This window comes from Mesorhizobium sp. LEGMi-168a (genome assembly GCF_058312955.1).
In genome coordinates this window covers 66,746-83,713 of record NZ_JBZEGV010000009.1, presented here as the reverse complement: position 1 = coordinate 83,713, position 16,968 = coordinate 66,746, and the positions used below count along the sequence as shown (strand labels likewise).

Annotated in this window: 18 protein-coding genes; 10 read left to right on the top strand and 8 right to left on the bottom strand. The window is 64.1% G+C overall.

The annotated features are described in order from the left end of the window. Positions 1–70: 70 nt before the first annotated feature. The 6 genes from rbfA (at position 71) to AC4FWB_RS14785 (ending at position 6,811) form a co-directional block, all read left to right on the top strand. Positions 71–490 carry a 30S ribosome-binding factor RbfA gene (rbfA, locus tag AC4FWB_RS14810; protein WP_491026879.1) on the top strand — a complete coding sequence of 140 codons (420 nt, stop codon included), beginning with the start codon at positions 71–73 and terminating at the stop codon, positions 488–490. Further along, complete coding sequence (truB, locus tag AC4FWB_RS14805; RefSeq protein ID WP_491026878.1) at positions 491–1,453, top strand: tRNA pseudouridine(55) synthase TruB; 963 nt, start codon at positions 491–493, stop codon at positions 1,451–1,453. 104 nt (positions 1,454–1,557) lie between these two features. Then, positions 1,558–2,652 (top strand): magnesium/cobalt transporter CorA, encoded by a 1,095-nt coding sequence (corA, locus tag AC4FWB_RS14800; RefSeq protein ID WP_491026877.1) that lies wholly within the window; start codon positions 1,558–1,560, stop codon positions 2,650–2,652. A gap of 191 nt (positions 2,653–2,843) precedes the next feature. After that, a complete protein-coding gene (rpsO, locus tag AC4FWB_RS14795) occupies positions 2,844–3,113 on the top strand; it encodes a 30S ribosomal protein S15 (protein ID WP_027165894.1) in 270 nt (89 codons plus the stop codon). Positions 3,114–3,481: 368 nt separating this feature from the next. Further along, on the top strand, positions 3,482–5,632 hold the full coding sequence (gene pnp, locus AC4FWB_RS14790; protein ID WP_491026876.1) for a polyribonucleotide nucleotidyltransferase: 2,151 nt from the start codon (positions 3,482–3,484) through the stop codon (positions 5,630–5,632). A gap of 171 nt (positions 5,633–5,803) precedes the next feature. After that, positions 5,804–6,811 (top strand): class I SAM-dependent methyltransferase, encoded by a 1,008-nt coding sequence (locus AC4FWB_RS14785; RefSeq protein WP_491026875.1) that lies wholly within the window; start codon positions 5,804–5,806, stop codon positions 6,809–6,811. Between the two features lie 5 nt (positions 6,812–6,816). On the opposite strand, the gene AC4FWB_RS14780 is transcribed toward AC4FWB_RS14785, so the two are convergent. The 4 genes from AC4FWB_RS14780 to fabA form a co-directional block, all read right to left on the bottom strand. After that, positions 6,817–8,370 carry a putative bifunctional diguanylate cyclase/phosphodiesterase gene (locus AC4FWB_RS14780; RefSeq protein WP_491026874.1) on the bottom strand — a complete coding sequence of 518 codons (1,554 nt, stop codon included), beginning with the start codon at positions 8,368–8,370 and terminating at the stop codon, positions 6,817–6,819. 103 nt (positions 8,371–8,473) lie between these two features. Beyond that, positions 8,474–9,286 (bottom strand): enoyl-ACP reductase FabI, encoded by an 813-nt coding sequence (gene fabI, locus AC4FWB_RS14775; RefSeq protein WP_491026873.1) that lies wholly within the window; start codon positions 9,284–9,286, stop codon positions 8,474–8,476. A gap of 13 nt (positions 9,287–9,299) precedes the next feature. Further along, positions 9,300–10,520, bottom strand: coding sequence for a beta-ketoacyl-ACP synthase I (fabB, locus tag AC4FWB_RS14770; protein WP_491026872.1), 1,221 nt, complete (start codon positions 10,518–10,520; stop codon positions 9,300–9,302). Between the two features lie 127 nt (positions 10,521–10,647). Beyond that, positions 10,648–11,163 (bottom strand): 3-hydroxyacyl-[acyl-carrier-protein] dehydratase FabA, encoded by a 516-nt coding sequence (gene fabA / locus AC4FWB_RS14765; protein ID WP_027165888.1) that lies wholly within the window; start codon positions 11,161–11,163, stop codon positions 10,648–10,650. A gap of 246 nt (positions 11,164–11,409) precedes the next feature. Here fabA and irrA point away from each other — a divergent pair, with 246 nt between their 5' ends. From irrA to plsY, 3 genes are read left to right on the top strand one after another with little or no spacing between them, the layout of a single operon-like run. Next, entirely contained in the window at positions 11,410–11,841 is a 432-nt protein-coding gene (gene irrA, locus AC4FWB_RS14760; protein WP_491026870.1) for an iron response transcriptional regulator IrrA, read from the top strand. A 10-nt stretch (positions 11,842–11,851) separates the two neighbouring features. Continuing rightward, positions 11,852–12,232, top strand: a complete 381-nt coding sequence (locus AC4FWB_RS14755) for a DUF4260 domain-containing protein (RefSeq protein WP_491026869.1) — start codon at positions 11,852–11,854, stop codon at positions 12,230–12,232. A gap of 18 nt (positions 12,233–12,250) precedes the next feature. Further along, positions 12,251–12,937 (top strand): glycerol-3-phosphate 1-O-acyltransferase PlsY, encoded by a 687-nt coding sequence (plsY, locus tag AC4FWB_RS14750; RefSeq protein ID WP_491026868.1) that lies wholly within the window; start codon positions 12,251–12,253, stop codon positions 12,935–12,937. Between the two features lie 86 nt (positions 12,938–13,023). Here the strand turns inward: plsY and AC4FWB_RS14745 are convergent, their stop codons facing one another. After that, positions 13,024–13,581 (bottom strand): SH3 domain-containing protein, encoded by a 558-nt coding sequence (locus AC4FWB_RS14745; RefSeq protein WP_320218698.1) that lies wholly within the window; start codon positions 13,579–13,581, stop codon positions 13,024–13,026. Between the two features lie 169 nt (positions 13,582–13,750). Here AC4FWB_RS14745 and AC4FWB_RS14740 point away from each other — a divergent pair, with 169 nt between their 5' ends. Then, positions 13,751–14,752, top strand: a complete 1,002-nt coding sequence (locus AC4FWB_RS14740; RefSeq protein ID WP_126096320.1) for a 2-hydroxyacid dehydrogenase — start codon at positions 13,751–13,753, stop codon at positions 14,750–14,752. 70 nt (positions 14,753–14,822) lie between these two features. On the opposite strand, the gene AC4FWB_RS14735 is transcribed toward AC4FWB_RS14740, so the two are convergent. Genes AC4FWB_RS14735 through AC4FWB_RS14725 form a run of 3 tightly spaced genes read right to left on the bottom strand, consistent with a single transcriptional unit; the run spans position 14,823 to position 16,968 of the window. Then, the gene (locus tag AC4FWB_RS14735; RefSeq protein ID WP_491026867.1) at positions 14,823–15,233 is read right to left on the bottom strand and encodes an aconitase X swivel domain-containing protein; all 411 of its coding nucleotides are present in this window, start codon (positions 15,231–15,233) and stop codon (positions 14,823–14,825) included. After that, on the bottom strand, positions 15,230–16,483 hold the full coding sequence (locus tag AC4FWB_RS14730; RefSeq protein ID WP_491026866.1) for an aconitase X: 1,254 nt from the start codon (positions 16,481–16,483) through the stop codon (positions 15,230–15,232). The genes AC4FWB_RS14735 and AC4FWB_RS14730 overlap by 4 nt, the downstream gene beginning before the upstream one ends. After that, positions 16,480–16,968, bottom strand: coding sequence for a GNAT family N-acetyltransferase (locus tag AC4FWB_RS14725; protein WP_491026865.1), 489 nt, complete (start codon positions 16,966–16,968; stop codon positions 16,480–16,482). Before AC4FWB_RS14725 ends, AC4FWB_RS14730 begins: the two co-directional genes overlap by 4 nt.

Below are 16,968 nucleotides of genomic sequence, written 5' to 3'. Positions count from 1 at the left end.
AGACCCTCATGCATATTGAGACATGTGGCGCGGTCCCATCCCGCGCTTCACGATTTCAGGACCGAAGAAAATGTCCCGTTCGACACAATCAGGCCCCTCCCAGCGCATGCTGCGCGTCGGCGAGCAGGTGCGCCACGCGCTGTCCGAAAGCTTGCAGCGCGGCGAGATCATCGATCCGGTAATCGAGAACAGCGTCGTCTCGGTCTCCGAGGTGCGCATGTCGCCCGATCTCAAGATCGCCACCGCTTTCGTCTCGCCGCTCGGTGCCGGCGATGCCGGTGTCGTGGTCGAGGCGCTCAACAGGCACGCGAAATTCATCCGCGGCCGCGTCTCCGGCGCGCTGAGGCAAATGAAGTACATGCCGGAGTTTCGCTTCCGGCTCGACACGTCCTTCGACAATTTCGCCAGGATCAACGAATTGCTGAAGTCGCCCGAAGTCGCGCGCGACCTCGATGACCAGAACAAAAACAACGACAAGGACGAAAACTAAGTGGCGCGGCGCGGCAAGAAGAAGGGGCGGCCGGTTTCCGGCTGGGTGGTGCTGGACAAGCCGGTCGGCATGGGCTCGACCGAGGCGGTCTCCAAGATCAAATGGCTGTTCCAGGCGGAGAAGGCCGGCCATGCCGGCACGCTCGATCCGCTGGCCTCCGGCATGCTGCCCATCGCGCTCGGCGAGGCGACCAAGACCGTGCCTTACGTGCAGGATGGCGCCAAGGTCTACCGCTTCACCGTTGCCTGGGGCGAGGAGCGCTCGACCGACGACCTCGAAGGCCCGGTGACGGACAGTTCCGACCGGCGCCCGGCCGAGGCGGAGGTAAGGGCGCTGCTGCCGAAATACACCGGCGTCATCATGCAGACGCCGCCGCAGTTCTCAGCCATCAAGATTGCCGGCGAACGCGCCTACGATCTCGCCCGCGACGGCGAGACGGTCGATATCCCCGCCCGCGAGATCGAGATCGGACGCCTGGACATCGTCGAGCATGCTGCCGACAAAACCGTCTTCGAGGTCGAATGCGGCAAGGGCACCTATGTGCGCTCGCTGGCGCGCGACATGGGCCGCGATCTGGGCTGTTTCGGCCACATCGCCGAACTCCGGCGCGTCGAGGTCGAGCCTTTCACGGCAGAGGACTTTGTCACCGTCGCCGAACTCGAAGCGGCGCGCTTTGGCCACAAGACCGATGAGAATTCGGGCGAAGAAGCCGAGACTCCAGTCGATTTCGGCGCCATCGACGCGCTGCTGGTCGATACCGCGGCAGCCCTCGACTGCCTGCCGCAGGTCGCGGTCAGCGACGACGCGGCGACGAAGATCCGCCTTGGCAATCCCGTCATCATTCGCGGCCGCGACGCGCCGGTCGAGGCTGAGGAAGCCTGCGCCACCGCGCGCGGCAAGCTCGTCGCCATCGGCGCCATCGAGCAGGGCATGTTCAAGCCCAAGCGGGTCTTTGTCGGTTGACGGTGCTCGGCTACAGCAATTCCAGGAAAAGTGCGTAGCGGTTATCTGCCCGGAATTGCTAAGAAACAAGACCAAATCGGTTCGAGTTTGCGCCCGAGGATCCTATGGCAAAGGCTGATACCGTCAGGACACGGGCGCCGCTGAAAACCCGCCGGCCGCCGGTCGGCGCTTCGCCTGGCACGCTGATCGCCGATCCGGCGGCGCGGCGCAGCGAGCTTCGGATGACGCTGATCTCGCCCGAAAAATTCAAGACCATCGACAATGCCAGCATTGACGATCTCAACACCCACTGCGACCGCTGGCCGGTCGTCTGGCTGGATTGCACCGGGCTTGCCAACATCCCGCTGATCGAGGAGATCGGGCGGATCTTCAACCTGCATCCGCTGGCCCTGGAGGACGTCGTCAACACCGGTCAGCGGCCGAAGGTGGATTTCTTCGAGGATCATGCCTTCGTCGCCATGCGCATGATCGACGACGTCACCGCCCATCGCTACGAGCAGATCGCGGTGTTTTTCGGCAAGAACTTCGTCGTCACCTTCCAGGAGCGCGAGGGCGACCCGTTCGATCCGGTGCGCAAGCGCATCGCGGCGGCCATGCCCAACCGGCTGCGCTCGCGCGGCGCCGACTATCTGGCCTATGCGCTGATCGATGCCATCGTCGACAGCTATTTCCCGCCGATCGAGGCGGCGAGCGAACAGGTTGACGGCATCGAGGACCAGATGCTGAACACGCCGCACAAGCATCAGATGCGGCAGTTGCATGAGTTGCGGCGCGACGCCAACGTGCTGAAGGGCGTGCTGTGGCCGATGCGCGATGCGCTGGCGACGCTGATCCGCAACGACGTGCCTTTCGTGAAGGCCGAGACCAAGATCTTCTTCAACGACACGCTCGACCATTCGCTACGGCTGATCGAGCTGGTCGAGAACCAGCGCGACATGCTGACCGGCCTGATCGAGATGCACCTGTCGCTGACCCAGGCGCGCACCAATGACGTGATTTCCTATCTGACGATCGTCTCGGTGATCTTCATGCCGCTCACTTTCCTCGTCGGCGTCTGGGGCATGAACTTCGAGCCGGAAAGCTCGCCCTGGAACATGCCGGAGCTGAAGTCTTATTACGGCTACCCGGCGGCTCTGTTGTTCATGCTGGTCGTCGCTGTCGGGCTCGTAGCCTTCTTCAGGTGGAAGAAGTGGCTGTAGCCCAAAGCAACCCTCTGTTTTTGCGACAAGACCTGCGACAAGCCGGCTTGACAATTGGGCTGGTGTTTTGCCGGAAATTGCACTATATGCGCCGCAGCTTCGCGCCTTGACGCGTTGCTTGCACCGGCCCCTGCTGGACGACATCCCGGCTGAGGGCGTCCCGTTTCCTCGAACAGATAAGGAAAAACACGATGTCGATTACTGCCGATCGCAAGAAGGAATTGATGACCGAATTCGCAACCGCCAAGGGCGATACCGGGTCTCCGGAAGTCCAGGTTGCCATCCTTTCCGAGCGCATCAAGAACCTGACGGAGCACTTCAAGGACCACAAGAAGGATAACCATTCCCGCCGTGGCCTGCTTGCTCTCGTCTCCCAGCGCCGCAGCCTGCTTGATTACCTCAAGCGCAAGGATGACGCGCGCTATCAGACGCTGATCGACAAGCTCGGTCTGCGTCGCTGACGAATTGACCGGCGGGCTCTCTCTGCGGAGGGCCCGCCGGTCGCGCATTGGCGCATCGGATGGTCCGGTGTTCCGATGCTGAAACGAAATTTGCATTCGCGCATGGCGCGTTCCGGAAACAAGGGTTTTCGGCGTCATGCGCAAGGCCGGCCCGACCGGTCGGCCAGACCCGGTTCCGGGAGTGCAGAGGGCAACTCGGAACCGCCCATGGACGGTCATGGGGCAGGATTGCAGGATGCTCGCTCGGCTGTTGCCGGACCTATCGAGCTTCCCGTTGTCTTGCCCGTGGCTGCCCGAAGGAAGCCAGGGAAGGGATGATCCGCGACCGTTGAGACGGCGTGGCCCTTTCCGCATATGAAGGACAAGATATGTTCAATCATCACAAAGTGGAAATCGAATGGGGCGGCCGTCCGCTCATCCTGGAAACCGGCAAGATCGCGCGCCAGGCTGACGGCGCTGTGCTCGCCACCTATGGCGAGACCGTGGTTCTCGCCACCGTCGTTTCGATGAAGGAGCCGAAGCCCGGCCTCGACTTCTTCCCGCTCACCGTCAACTACCAGGAAAAGACCTACGCCGCCGGCAAGATCCCTGGCGGCTATTTCAAGCGCGAGGGCCGTCCGAGCGAGAAGGAAACGCTGGTTTCCCGCCTGATCGACCGCCCGATCCGCCCGCTCTTCGCCGACGGCTACAAGAACGACACCCAGATCGTCGTCACTGTCGTCCAGCACGATCTTGAAAACGATCCGGACATCCTGTCGATCGTCGCCACCTCGGCCGCGCTCACGCTCTCCGGCGTGCCCTTCATGGGCCCGATCGGCGGCGCCCGCGTCGGCTACATCAACGGCGAGTATGTGCTCAACCCGCATATCGACGAGATGGAGGAATCGAAGCTCGACCTCGTCGTCGCCGGCACCGCCGACGCCGTTCTGATGGTCGAATCCGAGGCCAAGGAACTCAGCGAGGACGTGATGCTCGGCGCCGTCGTGTTCGGCCACAAGAGCTTCCAGCCGGTGATCGACGCGATCATCAAGCTGGCCGAGGTCGCCGCCAAGGAACCGCGCGACTTCACTGCGCCGGACTATTCCGAGCTCGAAGGCGAGATGCTGAAGATCGTCGGCGACGAGCTTCGCGAGGCCTACAAGATCACCGACAAGCAGTCGCGCTACGCCGCCGTCGACGCCGTCAAGGCCAAGGTCAAGGCAGCCTTCGCGCCGGCCGAAGGCGAGGAAGCCAAATACTCTTCCGAGCAGATCGGCAGCGTCTTCAAGGAGCTCCAGGCCAAGGTTGTGCGCTGGAACATCCTCGACACCGGCTCGCGCATCGACGGCCGCGACCTGAAGACCGTTCGCAAGATCGTCTCCGAGGTCGGCGTGCTGCCGCGCACCCATGGCTCGGCGCTGTTCACCCGCGGCGAGACCCAGGCGCTGGTCGTCGCCACGCTCGGCACCGGCGAGGACGAGCAGTATGTCGACTCGCTCACTGGCATGTACAAGGAGAAGTTCCTCCTCCACTACAACTTCCCGCCCTATTCGGTTGGCGAGACCGGCCGCATGGGCTCGCCGGGTCGTCGCGAGATCGGCCACGGCAAGCTTGCCTGGCGCGCGATCCGCCCGATGCTGCCGTCGGCCGAGCAGTTCCCCTACACGCTGCGCGTCGTCTCGGAGATCACCGAGTCCAACGGCTCGTCCTCGATGGCGACCGTCTGCGGCACCTCGCTGGCGTTGATGGATGCCGGCGTGCCGATCGCCAAGCCGGTGGCCGGCATCGCCATGGGCCTGATCAAGGAAGGCGAGCGCTTCGCGGTGCTCTCCGACATCCTCGGTGACGAGGACCATCTCGGCGACATGGACTTCAAGGTCGCCGGCACCGCCAACGGCGTCACCTCGCTGCAGATGGACATCAAGATCGATGGCATTACCGAGGAGATCATGGGCATCGCGCTCGGCCAGGCCAAGGACGGCCGCCTGCACATCCTCGGCGAGATGGCGCATGCCATCTCCGGCGCGCGCGCCGAGCTTGGCGAGTTCGCGCCGCGCATCGAGGTCATGCACATCCCGACCGACAAGATCCGCGACGTCATCGGCTCCGGCGGCAAGGTGATCCGCGAGATCGTCGAGAAGACCGGCGCCAAGATCAACATCGAGGATGACGGCACGGTCAAGATCGCCTCGGCCAACGCCAAGGAGATCGAGGCGGCGAAAAAGTGGATCCACACCATCGTTGCCGAGCCGGAAGTCGGCGAGATCTACGAGGGCACCGTCGTCAAGACGGCCGACTTCGGCGCCTTCGTCAACTTCTTCGGCCCGCGCGACGGCCTCGTCCACATCTCGCAACTCGCCAATGAGCGCGTCGCCAAGACCTCCGACGTCGTCAAGGAAGGCGACAAGGTTTGGGTCAAGCTGATGGGCTTCGACGAGCGCGGCAAGGTCCGCCTGTCGATGAAGGTCGTCGACCAGGCGACCGGCAAGGAAATCGTCCAGGAGAAGAAGAAGCCGGAAGGCGAGGAAGACGCCGCCTGATCGGCTGACCAGAGCATGATCCCGAAAAGTGGAATCCGGTTTTCGGAAAAGATCATGCTCAAACAAATAGATAGAGCCCCATCCCGATATCATCGGGATGGAACAGGCTCGGGATAATCGAGACGGGCGCGCCGCAGGGTCGCGCCCGTTTTTGTTTGAAGAGTTGTGTGAATGGCCTCAGAGCCACTGAAGACGCTGTTTTTTCCCTTCGAGGCTGAGGCGCTCCCTTTGCCGCGAAAAGATGCTCACCTGCTGTTCCTGGGTGCCGAGCCCGGCTTCCGTTTGCCTGCCGGCTTCGACGCCGCGCTGCATCTCGTGCAAGGCTTCCGGCCACATTTTCGCGCCATGCAGGCGGCCGGCTACACCGTCACGCCGCGAGCGGAAGGTTCCGGCTTCGACGCGGCCCTGGTGCTGGCCGGCCGGCATCGCGGCCAGAACGAACTGCGGATCGCGGAGGCCATCGAGCGTGTGGTGCCGGGAGGGCTGATCGTGGTCGCCGGCGGCAAGGACGATGGCATCGACAGCCTGCGCAAGCGCATCGATGCGCTGGTGTCGCTCGAGGCGCACCTGCCGAAACATCACGGCGTCGCCTTCTGGTTCCGCCAGGCCGGCATGGACGTGGCCCGGGCGCTTCGCGCCGCCAACCCCGACCTCGTCGTCGAAGGACTCTTCCGCACCGCGCCTGGCATGTTTTCGTTCGATCGGATCGACGCCGGCTCCAGGCTGCTCGCCGCGCACCTGCCCGACGATCTCGGCGGCAACGTCGCCGATTTCTGCGCCGGCTGGGGCTATCTGGGGGCAGAGGTGGCGGAACGCTCGAAGGGCCTCTCCGGTCTCGACCTCTACGAAGCGGATTTCGAAGCCCTGGAAGCGGCCAGGATCAATGTCCACGCTGATCCAGGGCCACGTTTCTTCTGGACCGATCTGCTGACCGAAACGGTCGAGCGACGCTACGACGTGATCGTCATGAACCCGCCCTTTCACCGCGGCCGGTCGGCGGAGCCCGAGATCGGCGCGGGCATCATCCGTGCGGCGTCGAAGGCGCTGAAGCCAGGCGGCCGGCTGGTCATGGTCGCCAACCGGCAGCTGCCTTATGAACAGGTGCTGGCGGCCGCTTTTTCCAGCCATTCCGAGATCGCGCGCGACGGCATGTTCAAGGTGTTTTCGGCTCGCCGCTGAGGCGGCTACTGCAGGCTGACGAGGCGTGCTGGCTCGCGCGTGGTGTGTGCGGGTCGCATCTGGCCGAGTTCGATCTTGAGCGGCGCAGGACGTCCGAACAGATAGCCCTGCACCACCTCGCAGCCGGCGGCTCTCAGCAGCGTTGCCTGGTTCTCGGTCTCGACGCCTTCGGCGATGATGCCGACGCCCAGCGCCCGCGACAGCCCGACGATGGTCGAGACCACGGCGCCCGAGCTGGAGTCGGTATCGATGCGGCTGACGAAGGAGCGGTCGATCTTCAGCTTGCCGAACGAGAAGTCGATCAGATAGCTCAGGTTCGAATAGCCGGTGCCGAAATCGTCGACGGCGACCGAAATGCCCATCTCGGCGAGCTGCTTGAGGATGACGGCCGCGCGGTCGCGGTCCTGCATCATCGCCGTTTCGGTGACTTCGAGCTCCAGCCGCGACGGCTTGATGCCGGTCGATGCCATGGTCTCGCGGACGATGCCGACGAAGTCCTTGGTCATGAACTGGACCGGCGAGATGTTGACGGCGACGAAGCAATCCCGCGGCAGATACTGGGCGTCGCTGCAGGCCTTGCGCAGCACCCACTCGCCGATCGGATTGATCATGCCGGTTTCCTCGGCGATCGGAATGAATTCCATCGGCGGGATCATGCCGCGTTCCGGATGCTTCCAACGGATCAGCGCTTCGTAGCCGACGACACGGCCGGTCGGCAGATCGAATTGCGGCTGGTAATGGAGGCTGAAGTCGCCGCGGTCGAAGGCGGTTTTCAGCTCGGATTCGATCCATTGCCGGTAGTCCGCCACCCGCCCCATATCGGCGTGGAAGACCGACCAGTTGCCGATGCCGCTCGCGCGCGCATTCTGCAGCGCCAGATTCGAGCGGCGGAGGACGAGCACCGGATCGACGCCGTCCTTGGGCATCGCCACGATACCGATGGACATGCTGACCGACTGCAGGTGCGTCTGGAGCTGGTAGGGCTCCATCATGTCGTTGATGAGCTTTTCGAGGAACCGTTCGAGCGATCCCCGGATCTCGCGGTCCGGCAAGAGCACGGCGAATTCGCCGGCGCCGAGCCGCCCGATCACGACATCCTCCGGCATGCTCTCCTTCAGCCTTTTGGTGAAGGCGCGGATCAGCTCGTCGCCATGGCTGTAGCCGATGGCGTCGTTGATCTGCTTGAAGCGGTCGATGTCGATATCGATCAAATAGACCGGTTCGCCGGTCTCTATCGTTTCCGCTGCTGCCGCCGCCACCTTTCCGACGATCGCCTGGCGCGTCAGCAGGCCGGTCATCTTGTCGAAATGCGTTTCCTTGAAGACGTATTCGGCCGATTCATCAACGCCGGCGAAGAAGGACATGGAGGCGCCACCGGCGGAAAGGGCGCAGAGCGCGGCGATGACGCCTGCCATCGTCTCAGCAGACATGCCGGCCAGGCCGTCACCGAAACCGAAGCGCAGCCCCCAGAGCCCGAGGATAAAACTGCCCATGCCCGAGCTGGCGATGGTGATCAGCCGGAACAGCGGTGTTCGCTTCGGGTTGCTGACTGCAGGCATGCAAGGTCCCTGACACTACAGGACCCTTTAGCGGATACCTCCTTAAAATCAGTTTCCGCCAATGCCTCCAATTTTACTGGAAAGTATTTTTTGCGTTAGCGAATTATTCGCGGGCGCCGTCGTTCTGCTTCAGTTCCTCGAGCGCCGGCATGGAGACGATGTGATAGCCGGAATCGACATAGTGGATCTCGCCGGTGACCCCCGAAGACAGGTCCGAGAGCAGGTAGAGCGCCGAGCCGCCGACCTCGTCGATGGTCACCGTGCGCCGCAGCGGCGAATTGCGCTGCTGATAGGAGAACATATGGCGCGCGTCGGACACGCCGGAGCCGGCGAGCGTCCGCACCGGTCCCGCCGAGATGCCGTTCACCCGGATGCCGCGCGGGCCGTAATCATTGGCGAGATAGCGCACGCTCGCCTCAAGCCCGGCCTTGGCGACGCCCATGACGTTGTAGTTCGGCATGACCCGCACCGACCCGGCATAGGTCAGCGTGATCATCGAGCCGCCATTCGTCATCAGCGCGGCGGCATTGCGGGCGACCTCGGTGAAGGAATAGCAGGAGATCACCATGGTGCGGACGAAATTGTCGCGGCTGGTGTCGGCGTAGAGGCCCTTGAGTTCGTTCTTGTCGGAAAAGCCGATAGCGTGGACGACGAAATCCAGCCCGCCCCAGGCCTTGCCGAGTGTCTCGAAAGTGGCGGTGACCGAGGCGCTGTCCTCGACGTCGCAAGGCACGACCAGCGAGGCGCCGAGCTTCTCGGCCAGCGGCTTGACCCGCCGCCCGAAGGCGTCGCCCTGGTAGGTGAAGGCAAGTTCCGCCCCGTGCTCGGACAATTTCTTGGCGATGCCCCAGGCGATCGAATGATCGTTGGCGACCCCCATGACAAGCCCGCGCTTGCCCTTCATCAACCCGTCCATAAAAGGCAAATCCTTATGCGGAATAGCGCTGGAAAATCAGCGTTGCGTTGGTGCCACCGAAACCGAAGGAATTGGACAAGACGGTGTCGATCTTGGCGTTGTCGATGCGCTTGCGCACGATCGGCATGCCCTCGAATTCCGGATCGAGCTCTTCGATATGGGCGCTCTCGCCGATGAAGCCGCCCTGCATCATCAGGATCGAGTAGATCGATTCCTGGACCCCGGCGGCGCCGAGCGAATGGCCGGTCAGCGACTTGGTCGAGGTGATGTACGGCATCTTGTCGCCGAACACCTCGCGGATGGCGCCCATCTCCTTGGAATCGCCGACCGGCGTCGAGGTGCCGTGCGTGTTGATGTAGTCGACCGGCGTCGAAACCGTGGCAAGCGCCTGCCGCATGCAGCGCACCGCGCCTTCTCCCGAAGGAGCAACCATGTCGTAGCCGTCGGAGGTGGCGCCGTAGCCGACGACCTCGGCATAGATCTTGGCGCCGCGCGCCTTGGCGTGCTCCAGCTCTTCCAGCACCAGGACGCCAGCGCCGCCGGCGATGACGAAACCGTCGCGGTTGACGTCATACGCGCGCGAAGCGGTCGGTGCCTTGTCGTTGAACTTCGACGACATGGCGCCCATGGCGTCGAACAGGTCCGACATCGTCCAGTCGAGATCCTCGTGGCCGCCGGCGAACATCATGTCCTGCTTGCCCCACTGGATCAGCTCATACGCATTGCCGATGCAATGCGCCGAGGTCGAGCAGGCCGAGGAGATCGAGTAGTTGACGCCATGGATCTTGAACCAGGTGGCTAAAGTGGCCGAGGCGGTCGACGACATCGCCTTCGGCACCGCGAACGGGCCGATGCGCTTCGGGCTGCCGTTCTTGAGCGTGGTTTCGGCGGCTTCGACGATGGTCCTGGTCGACGGTCCGCCGGAGCCCATGACGATGCCGGTCCGCTCATTGGTGATATCGCTTTCGCCGAGGCCGGCGTCCGCGATCGCCTGGTCCATGGCGACGTGGTTCCAGGCGGCGCCTTGGCTTAGGAAGCGCATGGCGCGGCGATCGATCATCGCCGACGGGTCGAGCGTCGGCGCGCCCCACACCTGGCAGCGGAAGCCGTGCTCGGCAAAAGAATTGGAAAAGCTGATGCCGGACTTGGCATCGTAAAGCGAGGACTGCACCTCGTTGGCGTTGTTGCCGATCGACGACACAATGCCGAGGCCTGTCACTACGACACGTCTCATTCGCAACTCCTTCCGGCGTACTTTGGCGAAAAACCTAGTCGGTTTTCGCCTTCGATCATACGCAAAATAAACTGCCGCGGCGTCCTTGCGCATCCGTCGGACACGCGAGGCCCCGTGGCGATGGCGATCAGGCGGCCGACTGCTTGGACAGGCCGACCTTCAGATCCGTTGCCGCGTATATGGGTTCGCCATCCGCCTTGAGCCAGCCATCGGCGATGCCGAGCACGAGGCGTCCGCGCATTACGCGCTTGAAGTCGACGCCGTATTCGACCTTCTTGACCGACGGCGTCACCATGCCCTTGAACTTGACCTCGCCGGTCGACAGCGCCATGCCCTTGCCGGGCTCGCCGAGCCAGCCGAGATAGAAGCCGGTCAATTGCCACATGGCGTCGAGGCCGAGGCAGCCCGGCATGATCGGGTTGCCGATGAAATGGCAGGCGAAGAACCAAAGGTCCGGCTTGATGTCGAATTCGGCGCGGATGAAACCCTTGTCGAAGGCGCCGCCGGTCTCGCTGATCTCGGTGATGCGGTCGAACATCAGCATCGGCGGGTAGGGCAGCTGGGCGTTTCCCGGTCCGAACAGCTCGCCGCGGGCGCAGGCAAGCAGTTCCTCGTAATCGTAGCTGGACTTTTGACCCGCCATTAACTCCGTCCCCGTTTCCGTTCCGGGCGGCAGGGCGCCCTCGGTCGTTGGTTTCCTAACACACTCTGTTTGCGGCCGGAAACCGGCGTTTGCGCTTAACCCGTGCGCCTGCCTGGGTCAATGCGCGCTATTGATCGCATTTGGGCGACAGAATATATGTCGGGAGGCGTCCAGTTTTTGGCATTGACGTCTTTTTGCCATTCTGGGCCGCTCTATGGGGCTGAGCCACGAGCTTTGACGGGATAGATGGATTCGGGCTGCCGGAAGGAAAATGTCGCTGTGGACAAGCGGGTTCGCGAAGCCGGCCTGAGGCCGACGCGCCAGCGCATTGCGCTGGCCGATCTGCTTTTCGCCAAGGGCGACCGCCACCTCTCGGCCGAGGAACTGCATGAAGAGGCGGTTGCCGCCGGCGTGCCGGTTTCGCTGGCGACCGTCTACAACGCGCTGCACCAGTTCACCCAGGCCGGCCTGCTGCGCATCCTCGCGGTCGAGGGATCCAAGACCTATTTCGACACCAACACTTCCGATCATCATCATTTCTATGTCGAGGGCGAGAACCGGATTTTCGATATCGCCAGCGGCCCGGTGAGCGTCTCCAACCTGCCGGAGCCCCCGGAAGGCATGGAGATCGCCAATGTCGACATCGTGGTGAGGCTGCGCCCGAAGCGCGGCGATTGATCCCGTCGCGATGCGGCCTGTCGATCTGACGATCCGGCTGGAATGGATTGCGGCCGCCGTGGCGGCCATCGTCTTCTACAAGATGACCGGTGTCTCCTGGTGGCTGTTTGCGCTGCTCATCCTGGCGCCGGACCTGTCGATGCTCGGATACCTGGCTGGGCCGCGTGTCGGCGCCATCGCCTACAATGCCCTGCACATCCTGATTACCCCGCTTGTCCTCGCGCTCGCTGGCGTCCTGTTTGCCGCTCCAACCACGACAGCGGTGGCGCTGATCTGGATCGCGCACATCGCCATCGACCGCGCCCTGGGCTATGGCCTGAAACTATCCACCGGTTTCCAGGATACGCATCTCGGCCGCATCGGACGCGACCGGAGCGGCGCGCCTGGCTAGAGCGTCGAGGTGGGTCCCATGGTTTTCTGGATAGCGAGCGCGATTGGACTGGTGATCGCTTACCTCCTCGGCTCCACGCCCACGGGTTATCTGGCCGGGAAACTGCTTAGGGGCATCGATGTACGGGAGCATGGTTCCAGATCCACCGGGGCAACGAACGTGTTGCGAACCCTGGGGAAATGGCCCGCCTTGGTGGTGCTCCTGATAGACGTACTGAAGGGTGTGGGGGCGATCGTCTTTGCCCGCTGGTTCTATCCCTGGCTCCATACTTTGCCGTCCGTCTCGTCGCCGACAGCACTTGACCTGCAGACCTGGGGATCCTGGGCTGTTTGCCTGGCCGGGCTCGCCGTGTTGTTGGGGCACAGCTGTTCGATCTGGTTGAATTTTACAGGCGGCAAATCCGCAGCGACTGGGCTCGGCGTGCTGCTGGCGATGTCCTGGCCGGTAGGTTTGGGTGCTGCCGTGGTTTTTGCCGGTGTGCTGGCTTTTTCCCGCATTGTTTCGCTTGGCTCGATGCTGGCGGCGTTGACCGCGATCGCCCTCATCTGCGGCCTGGAGCAGCCGCTGCCCTATCGTTTGCTGGTGATCGCAGGCGGCACCTACGTGATTGCACGCCATCGCGCCAATATTCGGCGTCTGCTGGCTGGGACAGAGCCTCGCCTGGGGCAGAGCGGCCCTGGATCGAAAGCGGAACCGCAAGTTTAGCGTGGGCACTCCCAGGGCTGTCGCAATCGCCGACATGGGTTACCTCGGCGCGGAGCGGTCCCGATACCCGTGACCAAGCGTTCAGATCAGTTCTTGAACTTCTCGCCCGGATAAGCGCCCCAGACCTGCGACTGGGCCATCCAGCCGGTATGGCCGTCGAAGGTCATCTCGCACCACTGGCCGTCGCATTTTTTGATCGAGCCGATCACCCCCGGCTCGATGATGGCGACGACATTGGCGTCCTTGTTGGGATCGTCGAGCAGATTGATTCGCCCGCCCTTGCCGCGCTGCCAGGGCGCGACGATCGCCGTGCGGCGGCCCGAGAGCAGCGACTGGTTGATCCAGCCCTCCGAGCCGTCGGCGTCGCGCACGCGGCGCCAGGTGTCGAATTCCTGGATGACTTCCATCGGCAACCCGGCCTTCATGTACATCCAGTTGACGGAATAGTTGGCGCCCGGGCCGACTCGCGAGTTGACGCGCGCCGGCTTAAGGCTGACGAAGCGCGGCAGCGGCAGGCCGCTCGGCCCCAGAGTCACCGTTTGCGCAGGGGCGGCGGCACTTTGCGCGGATGCCTGCGGCGCGCAAAGCATGGCGCCGAGAACGGCTGCGCTGAAAGCCAGGCGAAGCGACGCGAAACCAGACACTTTCGTTCCTTTCGGCGCCGGTCCGTCGGGATGAGCGCCCCTTTTTCTTTGTCTTCGGCGGCACCGCTTGTTACAGGAGTGGGCTGGTACCGCGATCGGCTACAAGTTTCGCCGGTCTTGGTTAAAGAGGTCTCAACGAGATCGGTTTCGAGGAAGCTTCGGGGATACAATGGCAGGCAAAAAACGGCCCCTCGTCGTCATCACGCGCAAGCTGCCCGATCCGGTCGAAACCCGCATGCGCGAGCTGTTCGACGCGCGCCTCAATGTCGAGGACCGGCCGATGACCCAGCCGGAACTGGTCGCGGCCGTCAAGGAAGCCGACGTGCTGGTCCCGACCATCACCGACCACATCGATGCCGCGCTGATCGCACAGGCCGGCGAGAACCTGAAGCTGATCGCCAATTTCGGCAACGGCGTTGACAAGATCGACGTCGCGGCGGCGGCCAAGAAAGGCATCACTGTCACCAACACGCCGAATGTGCTCACCGAAGACACCGCCGACATGACCATGGCGCTGATGCTCGCCGTGCCGCGGCGGCTGGCTGAAGGCGCCAATGTGCTCACCGGCGAGAAGAAATGGGCCGGCTGGTCGCCGACCTGGATGCTCGGTCGCCGCATCTGGGGCAAGCGCCTCGGCATCGTCGGCATGGGCCGCATCGGCACGGCGGTTGCGAGACGCGCCAAGGCATTCGGCCTGTCGATCCACTACCACAATCGCCATCGTGTGCTGCCGGCGGTCGAGGACGAATTGGAAGCGACCTATTGGGAGAGCCTCGACCAGATGCTTGCCCGCATGGACATCATCTCGGTCAACTGCCCGTCGACGCCGGCGACCTTCCATCTCTTGTCTGCCCGGCGCCTGGCGCTGATGCAGCCTTCGGCCTACATCGTCAACACCGCGCGCGGCGACATCATTGACGAGGAATCGCTGGTCAAGCTCATCCATGACGGCAAGATCGCCGGCGCCGGCCTCGACGTCTACGAGCACGAGCCGGCGCTGAACAGCAAGCTTTTGAAGCTCGCCGCCAGGGGCAAGGTCGTTCTCTTGCCGCATATGGGCTCGGCCACGCTCGAAGGCCGCATCGACATGGGCGAGAAGGTTATCATCAACATCCGTGCCTTCTTCGACGGCCACCGCCCGCCGGACCGCGTGCTGCCGCTCAGAACCTGATGCAATTCAGGAAAGTGCGCAGCGGTTTTTCGTCCGGAATTGCGCAAAAACAAATATTTGGAGCGGTTATTCAGGCGGCGACGGTAAGGGCGCCGTCGCCGGCAATTTTGACGGTGCTGCCGCGATAGCTGTCGAACACGCCACGTTCGAGCCGCACCGCCATGGGCGTCTCCCAGCCCATCTCCCGGGCGACGATCAGGCCGAGCAGCAGGATGGCGTCCGGCTCGTGGAGCACCAGCGCCGCCGGCGCTCGGCCGTTGTGGACCAGCTCCATCAGCACCGCCGAAGCCGACGACGAGCCGATCGTGCCCGGCAGGAACAGCACGCGGCCGGAAATCACCTCGCCATGCTGCGGGTGGCGGACATCGGCGATGCGGCCTGTCTTCGGGTCGACGCCGCCCCAGAAGCTGATCGGCGCCGTCAGCACCAAAGCCTCCCCTTCGCCGGCCTTGCCCGGCACCAGGATCTCGGCGGCGCTCATGCGGCGATATCCGTGAAGCGCGGCTTGCCGGTGACCGCGCTTTCGACGCAGTCGGCGAGCGAGGCGTAGAGCACCGCATAGCCGGTGTTGCCCGGCGCGTAATGCGCGAACTTGCCCGAATTGGTCATCAGCACGCCGTTGTTGAGCTCCGGCATGATCGGCGTCACCACCACGCAGGTGTCGGCGACGATGACGACCCCGCTCGCCTCGAGCGCCTTTTGTCTGCCGTCCTGCTCGAGCGAGGCCAGCACATGGCGGCCGGTGCAGGCATAGATAGGCACGGCAAGCCGTCTTCCGGCGATCAGCCGCTCCAGCATGCCGAACTCGGCATCGGACAGATGCGGACTGCCGATCGCCACCGCGTCGATCGCCTTGGTCGCTGCGGCGGTCGACAAGCCGGCGCGGGCTTTCGCCACCATCTGCGGCGTGACGTGGATCACCGCCTCCGGTTCCGGCCCGGCCAGAATGGTTTCGGCGTCGGGAGCCTCGGGCGTCACGCCGGCAATATGGAAGAGCCCGACCGCGCCGGACGACGCAGCCGCTGCGCCGAAAGCCTTCAGCGCGTCCTCGCCGGGGTGACTGGCGATGCCCGAGACGACGCCGATCGCATTGCCGACCTCGCGGCCGTAGAGGCTGCCCAGCACCGGCCAGGCGATCTCGGAGGCGAGGAAGGAAGGAGAAAGACCAGAGACGTCGAACATCAGGCGCGCACGCCTGTTCTCCGGGCGATGCAGGCCATAGTCGGGCGCCCGGCCGGTGATGGCGCAGGCAATGTCGAGAAAGTCGCCGTAGCGGTTGGTGCGGGCGCCCAGCACAGAGTTGCAGAATACCACGGCATTGGACTCGCCCCAGGCGACATCGCTGCCCTGGGCGGGCCTGTGCCCGGCCTGGTAAGGCGCGCAGGTCCAGCTCTGCTCGCAGCCAAGCTTGCGATAGGCCTCCATCATCCGCCGCGCCATGCCGCGCTGCGGCTCTTCCAGGCGGATGCGCGAGCAGCCCATCAGGTCGAGCGCTCCGACATTGAGCGTCGAGCGCACCGCCGCCCTGGCACCGCCCTCGACCAGCCGCTCGGCGAACAACGTGCCGGAATCGCCGTGGTAGAGAGCGCCGTCGATATGCGCCGAGGCGATCGGGATCAGCCGCGGCGCTCCGAGAAGCCGCGCGCTCTCGGCGACGATGCGCATCGCCATCCCAGCACCGTCCTTGCCGGCGGCGATTACCTGTTCTTCGGGGCTGAGCGCGAGGCTCAAGACAGCACCTTGCGCATGGTGATCGAGGTTGGCCGGTCGTAGCCCGCATGCGCCGTGCGTCCGGTCTCGCGAAAGCCAAGCCGGGCGAAGGCCGCGTGGTTTGCTGCGAGTTCGATGCGCGTCTGCAACTCGATCGCATGCTTGCCGCGCCGGCGGGCAAGATCCTCCACGGCCCGCATCAGCCGTCCGCCTATGCCCCGCCCCTGAAGGCCGGGCTCGACGGCAAGCTTGCCGACATAGAAGTCGTTCGCCCGCTCCAGCGCGAAGACGCAGCCGACGATCCGGCCGCGTTCCACGGCCAGGAACGTTGCTTCCTGCCTCGCCTTGCTCTTGAGGCCTTCCGGCGTCAGCAGATGCGCCGAGGATGGCGGGTCGATGACGCCGTCCAGGTAGGCGAAGGCGCGCAGGATCAGCGCCAGCAATTCGTCCCACTGCGCGAAGTCCGGCGGAAGCTCGGCGACAAGGAGAGCGGCGGGCTGGTCCAT